This window comes from Richelia intracellularis HH01 (genome assembly GCF_000350105.1).
Lineage (GTDB): Bacteria > Cyanobacteriota > Cyanobacteriia > Cyanobacteriales > Nostocaceae > Richelia > Richelia intracellularis.
In genome coordinates, this window is the sequence record NZ_CAIY01000044.1 from 313,830 (window position 1) to 332,392 (window position 18,563).

Consider the following 18,563-nt stretch of genomic DNA (forward strand, 5'->3'; position numbering starts at 1 on the left):
ATATATACTTAATAAATGGTAGTAGAATCCGGAAGTTAGATAAACCTGGAATAAACAATTGTCCTGTAAAAGCATAATTATACAAAATATGCTTAAAAATTTAATAGTTACAAGGTAGGATAATTTTAATCATTTAAATTAAATATAGCTATATTTAATTTATTAAGTGCATTTTAATTACATAAGAATTAATTCCTTATGGTGATTGTTACAAACATATTATCAGAATTAGATTGTGATTATATTACAATAATTTAACCTTTGTAATTCTACTAGAAAAAACTACATGCTTCTCACTATCAATGATTATATTTATCCATAGATATTGCTTGATACTGACAACTATTAATTAAGTAAGCCAATCTAATCTCTTCCTGCATTCATGGCAACTAACATAGCTGTTTGACTCATGTCCTTGTACAAAGTGTAGAGGAATTTCATCACCACATCAGCTGGAGTAATATTATTAATACTTTTATTCCCATTAGGTAGAGGAATTTTTCCTAGTACGTCTAAGACTGTTTCACCTACAGATGGAGCAATTACGACTAGAGAAGATTCTAAGGGTTGATTATATTTCCAAAAATCATTAATATTCAAAGTTGTAATTCCTGCCATTTCTGATTCTGCTCTCTCTTCAGTAATTGAAGTTGTCTCAATATCTATACTGCGGAAAAGGCGTAGATTGCTAATAATTTGTTCTTTGGTACAACCCCTCAATTGGAATAGTATAAATGGATCTTCACTAAAGCAATCACTTAGTCGGTAGTATACTGCACCAATGTGTTTACAAGGATTAGCTGTATCAGGACAAGAACACTCACTATGGATATCTGATAGGGTAAATGGAAATAGAGATAAACCATTAGCAGCAAATACATCTTCAATGTTTTGTGGCATTTCTCCAGCAAGCAGTTGAGCAGCAAAAATTGCCTTACTAGCCATAGTTGCCACTACAAAACCCCATTCTTCTTCAGTAAATGTATCCAAAAATATTGACACCCTATAAGGCTCTAGTTCACTACCTTGTACTTTGGCTATAACCCTTGTACCTTTAAATTCTATGCTGAGAATTTTTCCCTGGCGGGCGTAGTTACGGGCACGTTCCAGGCGTTTTTTAAAGCGGTAGGAGTTAAGTAAATCTAACCAACGTTGAGACCACCACTCTCTGGTTGTATTTAAGCCTTCAACTTTCATTCTTCACTCTCACTACTAATAATAGCATCACGGTCTAGTACTAATAAATTACGTAACTGGTCTGTATCTAAATCTGCTAACCAATCTTCTCCTGTATTCACGATATGTTCAGCTAGCTGTTTCTTGCCTTCAAGCATGTCGTGGATTTTTTCCTCTAAAGTTCCAGTACAAATAAACTTATGAACTTGGACATTGCGTTTTTGACCTATTCTAAATACCCTATCTGTAGCCTGATTTTCTACTGCCGGATTCCACCATCTATCAAAATGGAATACATGGTTTGCTCTTGTGAGGTTGAGCCCCACACCACCAGCCCTGATAGATAGTATCATAATGGGTGGGCCTTGAGGATCATGCTGGAATCGATCAACCATTTCCTCTCTCTGATTCTTACGAGTACTACCGTATAGAAATAATATTTCCTGTCTTAAACGTTTTTTTAAATAGAGTTGTAGTAATTTACCCCATTCAGCAAACTGGGTAAATATTAAAGAAGAGTGGCCTTGCAATAGCAACTCTTCCAACAAATCCTGTAGACGTAGGAGTTTTCCAGATAGTTGTGGTTCTGTAATTTGTTTTTGTTTTAGGTATTGCCCTGGATGATTGCAGATTTGTTTAAGTTTTACTAATAAAGCTAAAACCATTCCCTGTCGTTTTAATCCTTCTGTTTCTTTAATCTCTGCAAAGGATGAGTCAACAACTTGTTGGTATAACTGAGCCTGTTCAAAACTCAATTTGCAAAATACATTTACTTCTTGCTTTTTTGGCAGGTCTTTTATTATGTCTTGGTCCGTTTTCAAACGACGTAGAATAAAAGGCTTTACTAAGGAACGAAGCTGATTTAAAGAAGCTGTATCTCCATATTTTTCTATAGGCATGACAAAGCGTCTTTGGAAGAATTGGCGATCACCTAAATAACCAGGATTGAGAAAATCTAAAATAGACCACAATTCTTGTAATCTGTTTTCAACAGGTGTACCAGTTAAAGCAACTTTGAATATCGCCTTTAACTGCCTGATGGCTTTTGACTGCTTAGCCTCTGGATTTTTAACATTTTGGGCTTCATCTAAGGCGATTATATGCCATTCTACCCCTTGCAATAATTTTAAATCTCGATGTACTAGGGAATAACTGGTAATAATCAAGTCGTGTTGATTTACTGCTTTAATAAACTCTTTACCCTTGGGACGTTTATCACCATGATGTTGTAGGGTTTTCAATTTGGGGGCAAACTTTCTTACTTCCCGTTCCCAATTACCTAAAACAGAAGTAGGACAAATTAATAATGTAGGCTTTTTTAGTAATTTCCGTTCTTGAAGATGGAGAAGAAAGGCAATCAGTTGAATTGTTTTCCCCAATCCCATGTCATCTGCCAAACAAGCACCTAAACCCCAACTTTCTAAAAATACTAACCAAGCTACTCCTCTTTCCTGATAGGGGCGTAATTCCCCTTGAAAATTAACAGGTTTAGATAATGTTTTTAAAGCCTTATCATTAACTAGGGTAGATAGTAAGTCTTTTAAAGTACCAGAAGCCTCGAAACTCACAATAGGAAGTTTTTCTAGTGTTTTGGTATCTCCACTGCTAAAACGTACAGCGTCTTCCAAAGAAAGAGACTTTTTTTGCTTCCCAGAAGCAAAAAAATCTTGTACTGTTTTTATGTCCTGTGACTTTAATTCTATCCATTCCCCATTAATTTCTACTAGGGGACTATTTAAAGCCACTAATTTATTAAACTCTTTCTCCGATAATTCTTGTCCACCGACCGTTAGTTGCCATTTAAAGGCTAATAAACCATTTAAACCAAATTTTCCTAACTTTTCCTTGGAGTTGTCAGCAGTGATTTTCAGACCTAGGTGATTAGCATATTCCTCTTGTTTATGTGATAAACTTGGGGGCAGAATTACTCCTAATCCATTATATTCAAATCTCCATGCTATAGACTTAATGAATTCATAAGCTTGCATGGAGTTGATTTGACAAGATAAAGGGTGAAACTCTTCTAAACTGGGAATTATGTCAACATATAGTCTGGAAGCCAATCCCAAACCCTGTAAGAAAGTTTCCTGGGGTTTTTTGATGGTTCTATTTTTGTAGATAAAGCTTTCCTGAGGGTTCTGCCAAATGGTTTCTGCATCAACTAAGAACTCAGGATTATCTGCTGCTTGGAGCAAATATTCTAACCTCCAATATCTTTCTTCTAGCTCCGGTGGTTTTAAACGAAAACATGTACGAAACTGATTTATACCAGCTTCTTTGAATTTTACTGGTATGGTCCAGGATTTTAGGATAGCCTCCAGTCTTTCCCATTCCATATTTTCTTCTTTGAATGTGTGATTATTGCCCGTTAGTCCCTGTAGCCACTTTTTTGCTGTTTCCGGTAAGATCGATATTGCTTTTGGGTCTAAGACATTTTGAGAACCAACCATGGATCGAATTTGACTGTCAATTATTTGACAGAGAAAATCCAATATCAATTTCTGTGGTTCAATTGGGAGATGTACTGAGAAAGGGGAAACATTTTTTTCACCTTCTCTATACCGTTGATAAGTGCGACATCCAAGGGGCATTTGTTTGACAAATTTTTCTAAACGAGTACTATCCAGTGCACTATCTAAAAGCACTTGCCACTTCACATTAGCAAAACCATCAACACCCCTTTCAATAGCTGGCAAAAATTTAGACCTAGCAATTAAATCTAAACTCCAACGAGCAATTTGAGACCAAAAAAGCAAATCTCCCCCAATGAAGTTATTTGCTGCGGTAATATTTAATGGCAGAGAACTTAAAAAACTTGTTGCCGATAAAGGTTGAACTACAAAACCCCATATTAACCAAGGCTGTAAGTATGGCATAGTTTCTGTCTTATCTTCGACAGAATAATATAGAGGCAAGACTGATAAATTCTTTCCCTTCTTTTCCTGAATAGTAGTTGGTAAAGCAATAATTTGTGGATGGACAGAGACAGATTGTATGCTGGAATTAGCATTTTCAGTTTTAGATGGAGATATCTTTGATTGTGAAATGACAAGCTCATGCTGCGCATGGAAAATACTTTTAGCTAATTTAGGATGTTCACTTTCCAGCCATGACCTCAAAGACTCAGCAGACATTAAAAAGGGGTATTTTTGTATTTCTTTTAGGTCACAATTTACCAGACTGGGTTTTAAATAACGCCAAGTTTCGGCCCAAATAAATAAACCGTTATCCCGATTGTTGATTAACCAACTGCCATGTAGGATTGCCATTTCTGAATCTAATTTAGTTTTTGACCTCTTAAAACACTGACTAAAAATATCTTTATCTCCAGTTTCCCAATAGGAAAATAGAGCACAAGGGTTAATTAATATACCCAGTAATTAATTTAAAGGCAAAGGTGAGGAAAGAAGTATTTTAATTTCTGTTTTTGAGAGTTAACTTGAGAAAATAGCGTCGGTAATTTTCGTCATGCCAGGTTAGTAATTTATTATTAACCCATGTCTTCTGTAAAACCCCATTTGTCCCCACTTATACCTTATCTTAATATTCTACGGTATATTTCAAAAGTCTACCCTAATCACCTTAACCTTAAGTTTACATAAGGTTTATCCCATTGTTTTATTTTCCGTTTTTTTGTTTCCCATAGGAAAAAGTTATTTATCTTTATGTGCAACTGCAACCAGCAATAGTACATAAATGTTAGGATTGCCACAGAGAGAGAATAGCATGCATAGAAGGAACAAGAACTGAATGGGAGAATTTGAGAAGTCAATATCCTTTGATGGAAGGGATATTCGACTGAAGATTGGTTTACTAGCTCCCCAGGCTGGAGGCTCAGTATTGATACAATCCGGGGATACAACGGTTTTAGTGTCAGCTACACGTTCATCTGCCAGAGAAGGCATTGATTTTCTACCCCTCACTGTAGATTATGAAGAAAGATTATATGCAGCTGGTAGAATTCCTGGTGGTATTATGCGGAGGGAAGGTCGTCCCCCAGAAAGAGCAATTCTCACTAGTCGTCTAATTGATCGCCCTCTGCGTCCATTATTTCCGTATTGGCTACGTGACGATTTACAAATTGTGGCATACACCTTATCAATGGATGAACAAGTACCACCAGATGTATTAGCTGTAACAGGTGCTTCCATTGCTACCCTCATTGCCCAAATTCCCTTTAATGGTCCTATGGCAGCTGTACGGGTGGGTTTAGTCGGAGATGACTTTATTATTAACCCCACATATGGAGAAACGGAAAATGGAGACTTGGATTTAGTTGTGGCCGGTTCACCTGATGGTGTAATCATGGTAGAAGCTGGTGCCAACCAATTACCAGAAAGGGATATAATCGAAGCAATTGAATTTGGCTATGAGGCTGTACAAGATCTAATTAAAGCGCAAGTAGATTTAATTGCGGAAGTTGGCTTAGAAATTGTTAAAGAAGAGGCCCCAGAAGTAGATAAATCCCTGGAAAACTTTATCAAAAATTGTGCAACTAATGAGATTAAGAAAATACTAGCTCAGTTTGACTTAGAAAAGGGCACTAGGGATAAAGCTTTAGACGTTATTAAGGACACCGTTGCTACTGCAATCCAAGAACTACCGGAAACTGATCCAATTCGAGTTGCTGCCACTGAAGATACCAAAGCTTTAGGTAATACTTTCAAAAATATTACTAAGCAGCTAATGCGTCAGCAAATTGTTGAGGATAATGTCCGAGTTGATGGCCGTCAATTAGATGCAGTTCGTGCTGTCTCCTGTCAAGTTGGCGTATTGCCAAAGCGAGTTCATGGAACTGGTTTATTTAATCGGGGATTAACTCAGGTTTTATCGACCTGTACTCTAGGTACCCCAGGAGACGCACAAAACTTACCTGATGATTTACAAACAGAACAAGCAAAGCGTTATCTACATCACTACAACTTTCCACCTTTCTCTGTAGGGGAAACCAAGCCTTTACGTGCTCCTGGACGTAGAGAGATTGGTCATGGGGCTTTGGCAGAAAGAGCATTATTGCCAGTATTACCACCAAAAGATAAGTTTCCCTATGTAATTCGTGTTGTATCTGAAGTTTTATCCTCCAATGGTTCCACTTCCATGGGTTCTGTATGTGGTTCTAGTTTATCTTTAATGGATGCAGGAGTTCCTATTTCTAAGCCTGTTAGTGGTGCAGCCATGGGATTAATCAAAGAGGGAGATGAAATCCGAGTTCTTACTGATATTCAAGGTATTGAAGATTTCTTAGGTGATATGGACTTTAAGGTTGCGGGAACAGATTCAGGAATTACTGCCCTGCAAATGGATATGAAAATCTCCGGTTTGCCTTTAGAAACGATTGCTCAAGCTATTTACCAAGCTAAAGATGCCCGTCTACACATACTGGAAAAGATGTTGGAGGTAATTGATAAACCCCGTGAAGAAATGTCTTCCTATGCTCCCAGGCTGCTTTCTATCAAGATAGACCCCGATATGATTGGTCTAGTCATAGGTCCTGGTGGTAAAACCATCAAAGGTATTACAGAAGAAACTGGTGCTAAAATCGACATTGAAGATGATGGTACAGTTACTATATCAGCTTTAGATGAAAGTAGAGCTAGAAGGGCTCGCAGTATTATCCAAGGCATGACACGTAGGCTAAATGAAGGAGATGTTTATGTTGGCCGTGTAACCCGAATTATACCCATTGGTGCATTTGTAGAATTTCTACCTGGCAAGGAAGGTATGATTCACATTTCCCAACTAGCTGACTATCGTGTAGGCAAAGTTGAAGACGAAGTAGTAGTAGGTGATGAGGTTATTATTAAAGTGCGTGAGATTGATAGTAAAGGTAGAGTAAATTTGACCCGCTTGGGTATTAACCCAGAACAAGCAGCAGCAGCTAGAGAAGCTTCTAATCGCTAAATTTATCTTTTTGCTGATTTGGTACTCCAAATCTTAAAAAATGAGTTTGGGTTACTACCATTTTAGCTTTACTATTAAGTTACAGGTATAGCTTGAAGGGCTGTACCTTTCTTGATAAAAGGCTTAGCATTGATCATCATATGTTATCAACCCACTGCAAGATTTTACTCCAAATAAAAAATCCAAGTCATACCTGATTAAATCAACCATAGATGTGCATTTTTCTCACTTTTTCGTCAATTTATAGCTTCTGGACTTTCATAAAAATCAAATTAATATAATGAGGAAAAATGCTAAACATACTGGTTATAATAATGTATTTTCAACATTGTATAAATTTTCCATAGAATTTTTCTGAGTTTAGTCTATATTATAATTAATACCCCTTTATTTTTATCTACCAATATCAAACACTTGGAAGTGTGATTTGGCTTTTTACTAAAAATACAGTTTTTGTTTTCTTATAATTCATTACCTTGAATGTGTAACTCTACAACTTTATCTATGTTGATGTACAATTAAAAGTGTAGATTTTTGGCTACGATAATTTTACAGATAAGCCCTTTCTCCAAACCAGTTATTTCTCAGGAAAAACTTAGCTATTGATAAATAGCCTTACTACATTAACTTATATATAAGTTAATAAATCTAAAGTATTTTTTGTTTTATCTATAAAAACACTAATTAAAATTAATATTAGGACCGACCTAAGAAGGTAAGTACTTTTATATAGGTGTGTTTGATTTTAATGAGGCACTGATTCTTCATTCATTTGTCTGTATCCTAATCATAAGTATTTTAATCTCAGTTTTTTAATTAAATATCTGAATTTATACTGGAAAATTTATGAATATATGGTGAGTATTTTTAAACTATACAAGATAAAATATTCACTTTTAATGAATGCAGAAAAGAATTTACTTTGGTTAAATAGCAGTTCAGTAAAAGCTAGACTCAAACAAGAAAATTAGATTTCTGGGTAATGATAATACAAAAATTATGTTATCTGCTTTGGATATTATCTTTATCTTTTTTATAAAAAATATTTTTTGATAATGTTAATTATTTATCATCAGCATAAATTCAGTAAATTTACCTAAAAAAAGAATTTTAAATCAACTATTATTTCATAATAAATTTGTTATTTATTAATATTTAGTTACTGGTTTAAAGTTTATTAATATTATTTTTGAGATTTTACTCTAGCAGGCTAATTTTATTTAAAATTACTAATAGACATATTAGTTAGAATACCAAAATTTATACATTTAAGGTATTGCTTATAGGTTAAATTTTCCTGACTTTACAATTTTATTTATATTAAATGAATACTAATATTAGGTATTGCTTGCAATCAAAAATTACTCTATTTACCTAACATTTGTAAATTGTATAAAGTGTTATAGAATCCCTCTTTTCGAATTAACTGCTCATGGTTCCCTTGTTCAATTAACTCCCCACATTTGAGAACGAAAATTCGATCTGCATTACGAATAGTAGATAGACGATGTGCAATAATAATGGCTGTTCTCTTCTGTAATAGTTTTTTTAGGGCTTGTTGAACTAAGGCTTCTGTACAAGCATCTAAACTAGCTGTGGCTTCATCTAAAACTAGAATTTGAGGATTACGAATAGCTGCACGGGCAAATGCTAAGAGTTGCTTCTGTCCACCAGAAAGGTTTGTTCCAATTTCCCGAATTGGGGTGTCATAACCTTCTGGTAGTTGTTCGATAAAGGAAACAATATTAGTATTTTCGGCTGCTTGTTTGACTTCCTCTATAGTATAACTATCTCCTAAAGTAATATTACTTTTTACATCCCCAGCAAAGAGAAACCCATCTTGAAAAATTACCGCCATATACCGACGCAGTTCAGCTTGGGGTATTTCACGGATATCTACACCATCTAACAGAATTCTTCCTTTATTTGGCTCATATAAACGGCATAGTAAATTAGTGATAGTACTTTTCCCAGCTCCTGTAGGACCAACAAAGGCAATTTTCTCCCCAGGTTTAATGATAAAGTCTAGACCCTTGATAACATAATTATTATTTTTGTAAGCAAACCAGACATTTTCAAACTGAATTTCTCCCATATGCCAATTATCATCAAATTCCATGTTGGTTACTATCTCATCAATATAGCCAAGCTGAGAGTCAAAAATTGAGAATCTAGGGTTGGCATTATCAGGGATTTGGATTGGCTCATCCAAAATGTTAATTACTCTTTCCATAGCCGTCAATCCACCTTGAAGAACTGTAAATTTTTCGGCAAACTGTTGTAACGGCTGGAATAACTTTTGGGCATAAAATACAAATGTAGATAATATTCCAAAAGTCAAGCTATTTGTTATTAATAAACTACCACCAACCCATAAGACTCCTGTAATTGCAACTATTGCAACCCATTCCAAGGTTGCAGAAATAGCAGAATCATAGAAAATAGTTGTATCTAATTCCCTCACATATCTTTGATTAGCTTTGCGAAATAACTGGGAATTAAATTGTTCTCGGCGAAACAGTTGTATAATACTAATACCAACAACATTTTCTTGAAGCAGGGAGTTGAGAATAGATAATTCTTCTCGTGACTTATAATTTGAATGGCGATACCGCTTTTGAAAGAAAATAATTACTACAGATATAGGTACTAGTATCAATAGTAGTAATAGAGCCATTTGCCATTGAATTGAGAACATAAAGCCAACAATTATAACCATGGAGAATGAGTCAGAAAAAATTCCTATTGCTCCATTTGAAAAAACATTCCCTAATATTTCCACGTCACTAGTTAGCCTAGTGATGATTTTGCCAGTGGGAGTACAATCAAAAAAACTGATGGCTAAAGACATGACATGATCAAATAAATCCTGGCGAATTTCTGCAGTAATATACTGTCCAATCACTTGGACTAAATAGGCTTGTAATCCTGTAAGCAATAGCCTTATAGTTAATATTATTAATAGGGAAAATTGTAAAATAAACAACCCCTTTAACAGAGGGAGATTTATCAAAAACCCGTAAGTTGTCGGCTCTTGAAGAATTAGGGAAATTACCTGCCCAATCAGTAGGGGTTGGAATGCATTTGCAAGTGCTATTGGCAACAGTAATAGTATAGATAACAGTAAAAGTCTTCCATGATTACGGGCATAGGGAAGTAAATACAAAAATAGCCGCCAATCATTGTTTTTTTGGAAGTTTTGTGTGTCAGTTTTTTTCACAGCAGGGGGAATAATCATCACTAGGAGATTATATGCATTTTATTTCACTTATGTATAGTAAAAATATGAAATAGTTAAGTAAAAAGGAATTGAGTAAATAATTCATACAAACCATATTCTGCTGATTAGAAAATGAATTAACTTTCTCTAGTTAGTATAGTCAAAAAATGAAAATCAGGTCTGATATTAAATAGATAATATATTGCATAGCAATATTAATAATCATAAGGTCTTAAAGAGAGTACAATTGATATAAAAAATAAATAACCCTAGAATTAGATAAGAAAAAATTAAAATCATTTATCATAGATTATTATAGGTATTATTAAATTAGGAAATATGCTAATGATTAGAGAGATAATAAATATAGATATAACCAATTTAGTCAATAGTTTCGATAGTAAAATAGTTTCAAGGCTACTCTTATATAAGAGACTAAAACAATGATAATTTCAATGAAACATCAGAAGCAGATTTACTCAAGTGGCATTACATAAGTTTGAAGTATTAAGAATGCATTTCTATTATTATTAATAATAGAACAATAAGAAACTTAATAATAATGAAAGAGTAAAAAATATGTTAATTGTTAGATGATACTAAAAAATGAATTGATATATAGTTTAGATGAATAAAATTTGTGTTTAACATTTTTATGAAGATGAACTAGTAATATTTCTATTTTGCTATATATGGCTATTAACTTGACCAAATTTATATTTGAAGGACTACATTTATTTTTTTATTGAAACTCTAAAATTGACTATTAACTTTAGTTATATAAAAATATAATATTCTCAATGATTAAGTTGAATATTGTACTCATTTAGAGAATAAATCAGGGTTAGAATATCATGCTGTCTTCCTCACTATGATATGTAAATTATAACTACGTAGAAATGGTCACTTATGTTTTAGAAAATTACTCTTATTCACGGACCAATAACAAAAAAATTCAGCCACATAAAAGCATGCTATATTAACCCAAAGTTTTTAAGTAATGAAAGTTTCCTACTTCATTTATTGAGATATCAAAGTTTTTTAATGCAAAAAACTATATATTCTACAAACTTATATATTAAACAAGATTATTGATTAAACTTTTAAACTTTTTTAGAAGCTATTACTATCTTAAGCACTCTCTCATAGTAACTTATACAGGTAACATCCGTAACATTAAGTGATAATATTTTGATTATCACAATATAGATTTTGACTTGCTATTGCTAGATTTTTAATACCTTCATTATCAATAGAATATCTACGATTAAATTTTTGTCAAACTACACTTATATCCTAGTCTAGTCTCTAATACAAGAACAGATTTTAAGCTTATTAATATCTTTAAGATTATTTACAGAAATAATCTGTATATTTAGAGCTATTTTCTAAAAATTATGTATTTAATTTAGAATTTTGTAATTCTATTTATTTGTAAGGCCTATTTTAGGATGCTAGGAAATAACATTTCCATAACTTCTTAGCAGTTAATATTAAATAATTATCAAAATATTCAAAATGTCATTTACTCTTACCAAATATGCATTTTAATTTTTTATACTTTATGAATATATTAATAGGTTTTAGCATAATTCTGTACAAAATTATTTTTCTGGATATTGCACAACCTATTTATGCTTATTACTCTAAAAGTATATTTTTGGAAAAATTTAATTTTTTTATAGAGAATACTAAGGTCATTTAATGAAAAGCCTTTAATTCTTTTTCCAATCAAAAAATATTATCAGTCTCAGGTGCTCTTGATTCAAAACTCACTTAATATTGAGTTTGGTCTTATCATTAACTTTCCAATCTTCTTTGCTACTAAATACAAAACTGTAAAAGTTGACTAGAGACATTTTAAGAAAAACCAAAAAGCAGGGGATAATTACCCAACAGATCTATTTAAGTCTTGTTGTACATCCCAAAGTTTTTCTGGGCATTGGACAAAACGACTTTTCCATGCATGTTGATTTGGTTATGCAAATGGTAAAAGTATTTATAGCTCCATGCCCAGGTCGTAAAATGCAAAAAATTAAATGGTCTGGTAATGATTAGTCTGGAAATATAATTTATTGACCATAAAATTCAGAGACTTTTTATATGTTGACTATTAAACCAAATCTAAATTAAGGCCCTTGATATAATTCCTAATGTCTTAGCAATGTTTAAAACATTATATTTGTAACATACGTAAATGAACAATGACGGTTATATTCTCAATATTTCATGGGTCAGAGTATAAAAATCTTTCCGCTATGCAACTATACAGAATCATAATTTGTATTAGAGAATACTTTTCAATCCTCTATTCCAAGTTCTAATGCAATAATTCTTCAATTTGATTCTGGCCCCATAAGGTTTTATATAAACCTGGTTGTTGCAATAATTCCATTTGCGTGCCCATTTGCACAATTTTTCCCTTATCTATGACAAAGATACGATCACAAGCAGCTGCTACTGGTAATTGATGAGTAATAAAAATAACTGTTCTTAGGCGCTTTTTTGCAAGAATATTACGTATGATCGAAGTAGCATTTTGATTATCAATACTAGAGAGAGAATCATCTAAAATCAATACTGGAGCATCGATTAACATTGCTCTGGCAAGGGATGTTCTTTGTCTTTGCCCTCCAGAAAGGGCAATGCCCTTCTCTCCAACTATAGTTTGGTACTGTTGCGGAAAGTTAATAATTTCAGAGTGTATTTGCGATTGTTGGGCAGCTTCTTCAATTTCAGTTTCCTCTCTGGTTGGATCTCCATAACAGATATTGTTTTTTATAGTAGTACTAAAAAGAAAACTATCTTGAGGAACATAAGCGATGGCACCCCTTAAATCTGACAAAGAAATTTGGGTAATATCCACTCCATCTAAAAACAGCTGTTCTGGATTAATGTCTATTAACCTAGGTAGAGAACTGGCTAATGTGGACTTCCCAGATCCAATAGGTCCTACAATGGCCACTAATTCTCCTGGATTAATAGTGAAGTTAATATTATCGAGCGCTGGAGACAAAGAATCAGGATAGGTATAACTAAGATTTTTAGCAGTAATTTTTCCTTTAACTGAACTTGGTGGTAAGCCAATCAGTTGACTTGAATTGCAAATTTTGGGCTGAACATTTAGTATACTTTCAATGCGATCAATACTTACTTCACCCCGCTGGTATGCAGTAACAGTAAATCCTAATAAAGCAGTTGGAAATATCAAACGTTCCAAATAAATTAACAAAGTAACAAAATCCCCTACTGCCAAACTTCCAGATGAAATTCTATTTCCACCCAACCAAATAATAATTAAAGAGCTAATACTCGCTAAGCCCCCTATTAGAGGGAAAAGAGTAGTATTACTTTGAGTTAGCTTCAAGTTTGCTTTCAACAAATTATGGTTTTTTTTGGCAAATTCTCTCTGCTCATTTTTCTCCTGAGCATAAATTTTTATCAGGGAAATACCACTAACATCTTCTTGGATGAGTTGGCTCATATCAGCAATACTTTCTTGTAACTTTAACTGCTGGTCACGTAGACGATTACCAAACGAATATACCAACAAAAACATGAATGGGTATATAAGCAGAGATGCTAAAGTTAAATTGACATTAATTGAGAGCATCACTGGCAGTGTTAAAGCATAGGCAAAAAAAGTATTTGCCAAAGTTAATACTGCAAAACCCAATAGTCTGCGTATATTATCTACATCACTAGTAGCTCTGCTAATTAGATTTCCAACAGAGCAAGTAGTAAAATAAGCCGGTTCCAATTTGAGTAAATGTTCAAAAATTTTTTGTTTCAACTCAAATTCCACTTTTCTGCCCACGCCAAAAATCCAAATTCTGGAAGCCATGCGAATTAACCACATTGCTGAAGTCAGTGAAATAATTAACAACACATAATGTAATAATTGTTGATAAGTGAGATCCTCTGATAGCTTGTTTACTACCGAGCGGATTAGTAAAGGTATATAAACTCCTAATCCATTGACAGCTAATAAAGCGATTATACCGAGGGTTGCTTCTTTCCAGTGGGGGCGTAAATAAGCAACTAATTTAGCTAGTCGTCTAGTTGTCGCCATACCAAATTTCCGTGGATTTTCATACCATACTAAAAGGTAAGTACTATTTTCTCAGCATCAGTAGAAAAATCCAAATTAAGCTCAGTTATAGAAAACTATTATATTCAGATTCACTATTTATATTCCTAGTATCTAAGAACTACCACGAAGAAAAAAGTATATTTGCTGTAAGTAGTTTTCCCATACTCTGGTTGTCAATGAGAGAGTTGCTGCATTAGGAACAAAGTCTTCCAATCGCAAACCTCTTCTAGAAATATTTCGGGGCGTTTGCAACAAGTAGGATGGAACTTTTGAGATTCTAATAGTAGAAATATTAAAGGTATTGAATATATCTTGTTGCTGACTAGCAATAAATTGCTTATCCATTGTTGCAACAGGTGATCTTACTAAGAAGTAAGCGACTGCCGGCGTGCTAGATACCAGTAAAATCGTTAGTGCCCAGGCAATTAAAAATCCTCCTGGTGCTTCTATAGCTCCATTTCTTAACTTCTGGGCAGCAAAAACTAAAAATAGTATCGATGCTCCTAAAGGTTTAAGCGGGAAAGAAATTACATTCCATAGTGAAACTACAGCAGGTTCCCCAGGAATTAAAAACGAAAGAGCTAAAATTACAAATAAAGCAACCAAAATTAGTCGCCCTACATAATTGCTAGATGGATAAAACCTCCGAAATAAAGACAAAGCAATGGTAACAATCAGTAACCATAGCAGTACTCGACTTAACAGTACAAACATAAGTTAATTCTCAAATCTTTTGACGTAGTTAGCCTATAACCCTGGGGCAATTCATTTGAGCTTCGGAATGTAATTTTACTTTTACCTGACATCAAATTTCTCACACCCTATACATTAAAGACTACCGTCGTAGTGATCTTAGGGCAATTTTTCTCCCCTAACTAATGCTTGATAATTTTCCAGATTGATGGTTTTCAAGTAAATTAATCTCAATGGAGAGAAAGTAACAATTGTAAACGTAAAACTTATGTCATCAGTAAAAACTAGCATTTTGGTTACTGGAGGGGCAGGATACATTGGTGCCCATACAGTTCTTGCTCTAAAAAATTCCGGATATGAGGTAATAGTGCTGGATAATTTGGTCCATGGGCATCAGGATCTGGTAAAAAATGTTTTACAAGTAGAAATGGTTGTGGGTGATATAAGTGACCGTTCCTTATTAGATAATTTGCTTCAGACTTTTAACATCGATGCAGTTATACATTTTTCTGCCTATGCTTATGTGGGAGAATCAATGAAGGAACCAGCAAAGTACTATCAAAATAATGTAGCTGCTACCTTAAATTTGCTAGAGGCAATGCTTGGTGCTGGTATTAATAAGTTTATTTTTTCTTCTACCTGTGCTATCTATGGTGTGCCAGATATCGTTCCAATTATTGAAGGGCACTCCCAAAATCCCATTAACCCATATGGAATGACTAAATTAGTGGTAGAAAGAATCCTGAATGACTTTGATATCGCATATAATTTGAAATCTGTCTGTTTCCGTTATTTCAATGCTGCTGGAGCTGATCCAGAAGGACGTTTAGGAGAAGACCACAATCCAGAAACTCATCTGATTCCCTTGGTGCTATTTACAGCCCTAGGAATAAGAGAATCCATACGTATATTTGGCAGCAACTATCCCACGCAAGATGGAACTTGTGTGCGCGACTATATTCACGTCAGCGATTTAGCCGATGCTCATATTTTAGGATTGGAATATTTACTCAAAGGTGGTAAAAGTGAGACGTTTAACCTTGGGAATGGCAATGGTTTCTCCGTTAATGAAGTGATTGAAACAGCTAAAAAAGTTACAGGTAAGGAGATTAAAGTTGTAAAATCTGGTCGCCGTCCTGGTGATCCTTCAATATTAGTTGGTAGTGCTACTAAAGCCAAAAATATTTTGGGTTGGCAGCCGCAATATTCTTCTTTACAAGATATTATTAGTCATGCATGGCAATGGCATCAAAAACGCCACACATCAAAGCCACAATTGTTTTAGATTAATAGTCTACTTAGTTTTTGCAATGCAATTTTATATGCTCCCAAACAGGAGGCTTTAAAAAGTCACAGTCTGGTAGTGTAAAGACTCTGATAATTTGGTTTACAACATCAAATTAGAACTAACAAGTATACCACATGATGGTTTGAATTATCAGGGTTGGGTAATTTAATAGCAAATTTTTAAGATGGTGGATTATAATATCTTTTTCCAATATCCAGGCTCTTTAATTCTAGCTGGAGGTTGCTTCTGAAACATTTACTGAACTTCTTGGTTCAGCGACAGATAAATCTTGTAGTCCTGGGAGAGAGGTTAACTGATTATTACAGTTAATTATACTACTCTGATCGTTTTCATTATTGAGGTAGGTAAGACGTACAGCAATCAAAGCTGTCTTAATTACTACAGCAGTAGGAACAGAAACAATTACTCCCAAAATACCACCTACTCTGGCACCTGCGAGCACAGAAATAAGAACCCAGACAGGATTTAAACCAGTAAAACTACCAAGAATTCTAGGGGCTATTAAGTTTTCTAGAATTTGTTGAATAATAATTGCTGCCATTAATACACGTATACCCATCCAAAAATCCTGGAGAGCAACTAAAGATGTGGTAATAGCAATACCAACAGAACCTCCAAATGGGATTAAGGCCATTATCCCAATGGTTAGGCCAAACAGCAATCCAAAAGGAACCTTAAGCCATAAAAATATAGAAACCAGAGCCGATGCCATGCAAACAGCTAAAATTAACTGACTTATAAAAAAATTCTGAAAACTCAGACGAACAGTCTGGGAAAAAGGGTCACGAAACTTTCCTGGTAGCCACTGTACTAAACTTTGCCAAAGATCATCCCCATGTTGAAGTAGGTAAAAAGTTAGTACCATCGTTAATAGAAAGTCCAGAAGACTGGTAAATGTAACTACAGCAAGATTTAATACTTGTCCAGCGATCAATTGTAATTGACTTTTAACGCGGTCATTGATTTGTGCGACAAGGACATCAAGATTAATAGGTAGGCCTAAAATCTCTCCTCTTTCATTTAACTTCATTAATTGTGAGCGGCCAGAATCAATCAATTCTGGTAACCGTACTACCAACTGTTGAGCTTCAGTCAAAGCTAAAGGGAATAATGTTAATCCCAAAGCCGACAAAATTGACAATGCTAGTAAAAACACCAAAATTGCCACTTGTCGGCGTTTTGCACCTTGACGTTCCATGAAGCTTACAGGATAGTTAAGTAGAAATGCTAACACGGAAGCACCAACTAAAATGGCAATTAGCGAATGAAAGTAATCAAAAATCACATAAATTGCCCAGCCGTTGATAACTAGAGAAGGAACAAACAATGCGCCCATGCTAATTTTTGCTGTGGGAGTGAGGATTTGCCACCACTCGAAGAGCTTGTCTGTCTGCATTTGTATTCAGAATAGGGGATAAAAATAAATTAGATTGTGACTCAGCTGACATGCAGCTAAAGTGTATAAAACAAACAAAAACTTCAAATTATTCTATTGTAATTCTGGCTGTATTTATCCTTGTTATTACCATGTGAGAATAACTAAGGCGAATAGAATATAGGATTTATACTTTTATAAAGTGCCTATAAGGGCTTTGCAACTGGACTTAAGCTTTTTTGCCCAGACCCTATAAACAAATTACAGTCAATTATCTCTAATAAAACTAAAGTCTTAATCCTACAAGCCTAAAATTAAAAGTCACGATAAAACATATGAGAAACATTAACTCCATTTATCAATTCCTTAATTCATATCATTGGGTTTTTCTATATCTGTGGAATTCGTGCCCTTGTCAATAAAATCTTGAACAATTAACCATTAGCCAACCATTTATTACTTTTGGTAAGAGGTTAAAGGTTCACTGATATTAAGCTTTTAAGTAGGTCGGCTGAAACTTTCAAAGTGTTTATACTATATCTAATTCTCCTAAATGGTTTTCTCACTCCTGATTATCTTATGGTCGCTGATTCGCTCAACGATAAATATTTTCAAAACCGGTATTTTAGCTTACCCTAATTTAGTAATTTCTCAGTAATGTTTACAATTATACTTTTACCAAAATTAAATTTATGAAGTCATAAATTTAGCCAAATTTGGTTTAATATTGCCATACTTATCAAATATGTAAATTTTAGTAATGAAAATGGGACACGTTTTAAAATAGGCAAACTCA

Annotated in this window: 9 protein-coding genes; 3 read left to right on the plus strand and 6 right to left on the minus strand. The window is 34.1% G+C overall.

Annotated features, from left to right (window positions below):
• Positions 1–363: 363 nt before the first annotated feature.
• Together RINTHH_RS05890 and RINTHH_RS05895 are read right to left on the minus strand one after the other, a co-directional pair.
• The gene (locus RINTHH_RS05890) at positions 364–1,197 is read right to left on the minus strand and encodes an SWIM zinc finger family protein (RefSeq protein WP_008234158.1); all 834 of its coding nucleotides are present in this window, start codon (positions 1,195–1,197) and stop codon (positions 364–366) included.
• On the minus strand, positions 1,194–4,445 hold the full coding sequence (locus RINTHH_RS05895; RefSeq protein WP_008234159.1) for a DEAD/DEAH box helicase: 3,252 nt from the start codon (positions 4,443–4,445) through the stop codon (positions 1,194–1,196). Before RINTHH_RS05895 ends, RINTHH_RS05890 begins: the two co-directional genes overlap by 4 nt.
• A 481-nt stretch (positions 4,446–4,926) precedes the next feature.
• Here RINTHH_RS05895 and RINTHH_RS05900 point away from each other — a divergent pair, with 481 nt between their 5' ends.
• A complete protein-coding gene (locus RINTHH_RS05900) occupies positions 4,927–7,077 on the plus strand; it encodes a polyribonucleotide nucleotidyltransferase (RefSeq protein WP_008234162.1) in 2,151 nt (716 codons plus the stop codon).
• Between the two features lie 1,366 nt (positions 7,078–8,443).
• Here RINTHH_RS05900 and RINTHH_RS05905 read toward each other — a convergent pair.
• Positions 8,444–10,315: an ABC transporter ATP-binding protein gene (locus RINTHH_RS05905; RefSeq protein ID WP_008234164.1), complete on the minus strand. Its 1,872-nt coding sequence runs from the start codon at positions 10,313–10,315 to the stop codon at positions 8,444–8,446.
• A 1,827-nt stretch (positions 10,316–12,142) separates the two neighbouring features.
• On the opposite strand from RINTHH_RS05905, the gene RINTHH_RS05910 reads away from it, so the two are divergent.
• Positions 12,143–12,355 (plus strand): hypothetical protein, encoded by a 213-nt coding sequence (locus RINTHH_RS05910; RefSeq protein WP_044304729.1) that lies wholly within the window; start codon positions 12,143–12,145, stop codon positions 12,353–12,355.
• 262 nt (positions 12,356–12,617) lie between these two features.
• Here the strand turns inward: RINTHH_RS05910 and RINTHH_RS05915 are convergent, their stop codons facing one another.
• Positions 12,618–14,369, minus strand: a complete 1,752-nt coding sequence (locus tag RINTHH_RS05915; RefSeq protein WP_008234165.1) for an ABC transporter ATP-binding protein — start codon at positions 14,367–14,369, stop codon at positions 12,618–12,620.
• Positions 14,370–14,501: 132 nt separating this feature from the next.
• On the minus strand, positions 14,502–15,104 hold the full coding sequence (locus RINTHH_RS05920; protein ID WP_008234167.1) for a hypothetical protein: 603 nt from the start codon (positions 15,102–15,104) through the stop codon (positions 14,502–14,504).
• Positions 15,105–15,351: 247 nt separating this feature from the next.
• Here RINTHH_RS05920 and galE point away from each other — a divergent pair, with 247 nt between their 5' ends.
• A complete protein-coding gene (galE, locus tag RINTHH_RS05925; protein ID WP_044304731.1) occupies positions 15,352–16,368 on the plus strand; it encodes a UDP-glucose 4-epimerase GalE in 1,017 nt (338 codons plus the stop codon).
• A gap of 232 nt (positions 16,369–16,600) precedes the next feature.
• On the opposite strand, the gene RINTHH_RS05930 is transcribed toward galE, so the two are convergent.
• Complete coding sequence (locus tag RINTHH_RS05930; RefSeq protein WP_008234174.1) at positions 16,601–17,788, minus strand: AI-2E family transporter; 1,188 nt, start codon at positions 17,786–17,788, stop codon at positions 16,601–16,603.
• Positions 17,789–18,563 lie beyond the last annotated feature (775 nt).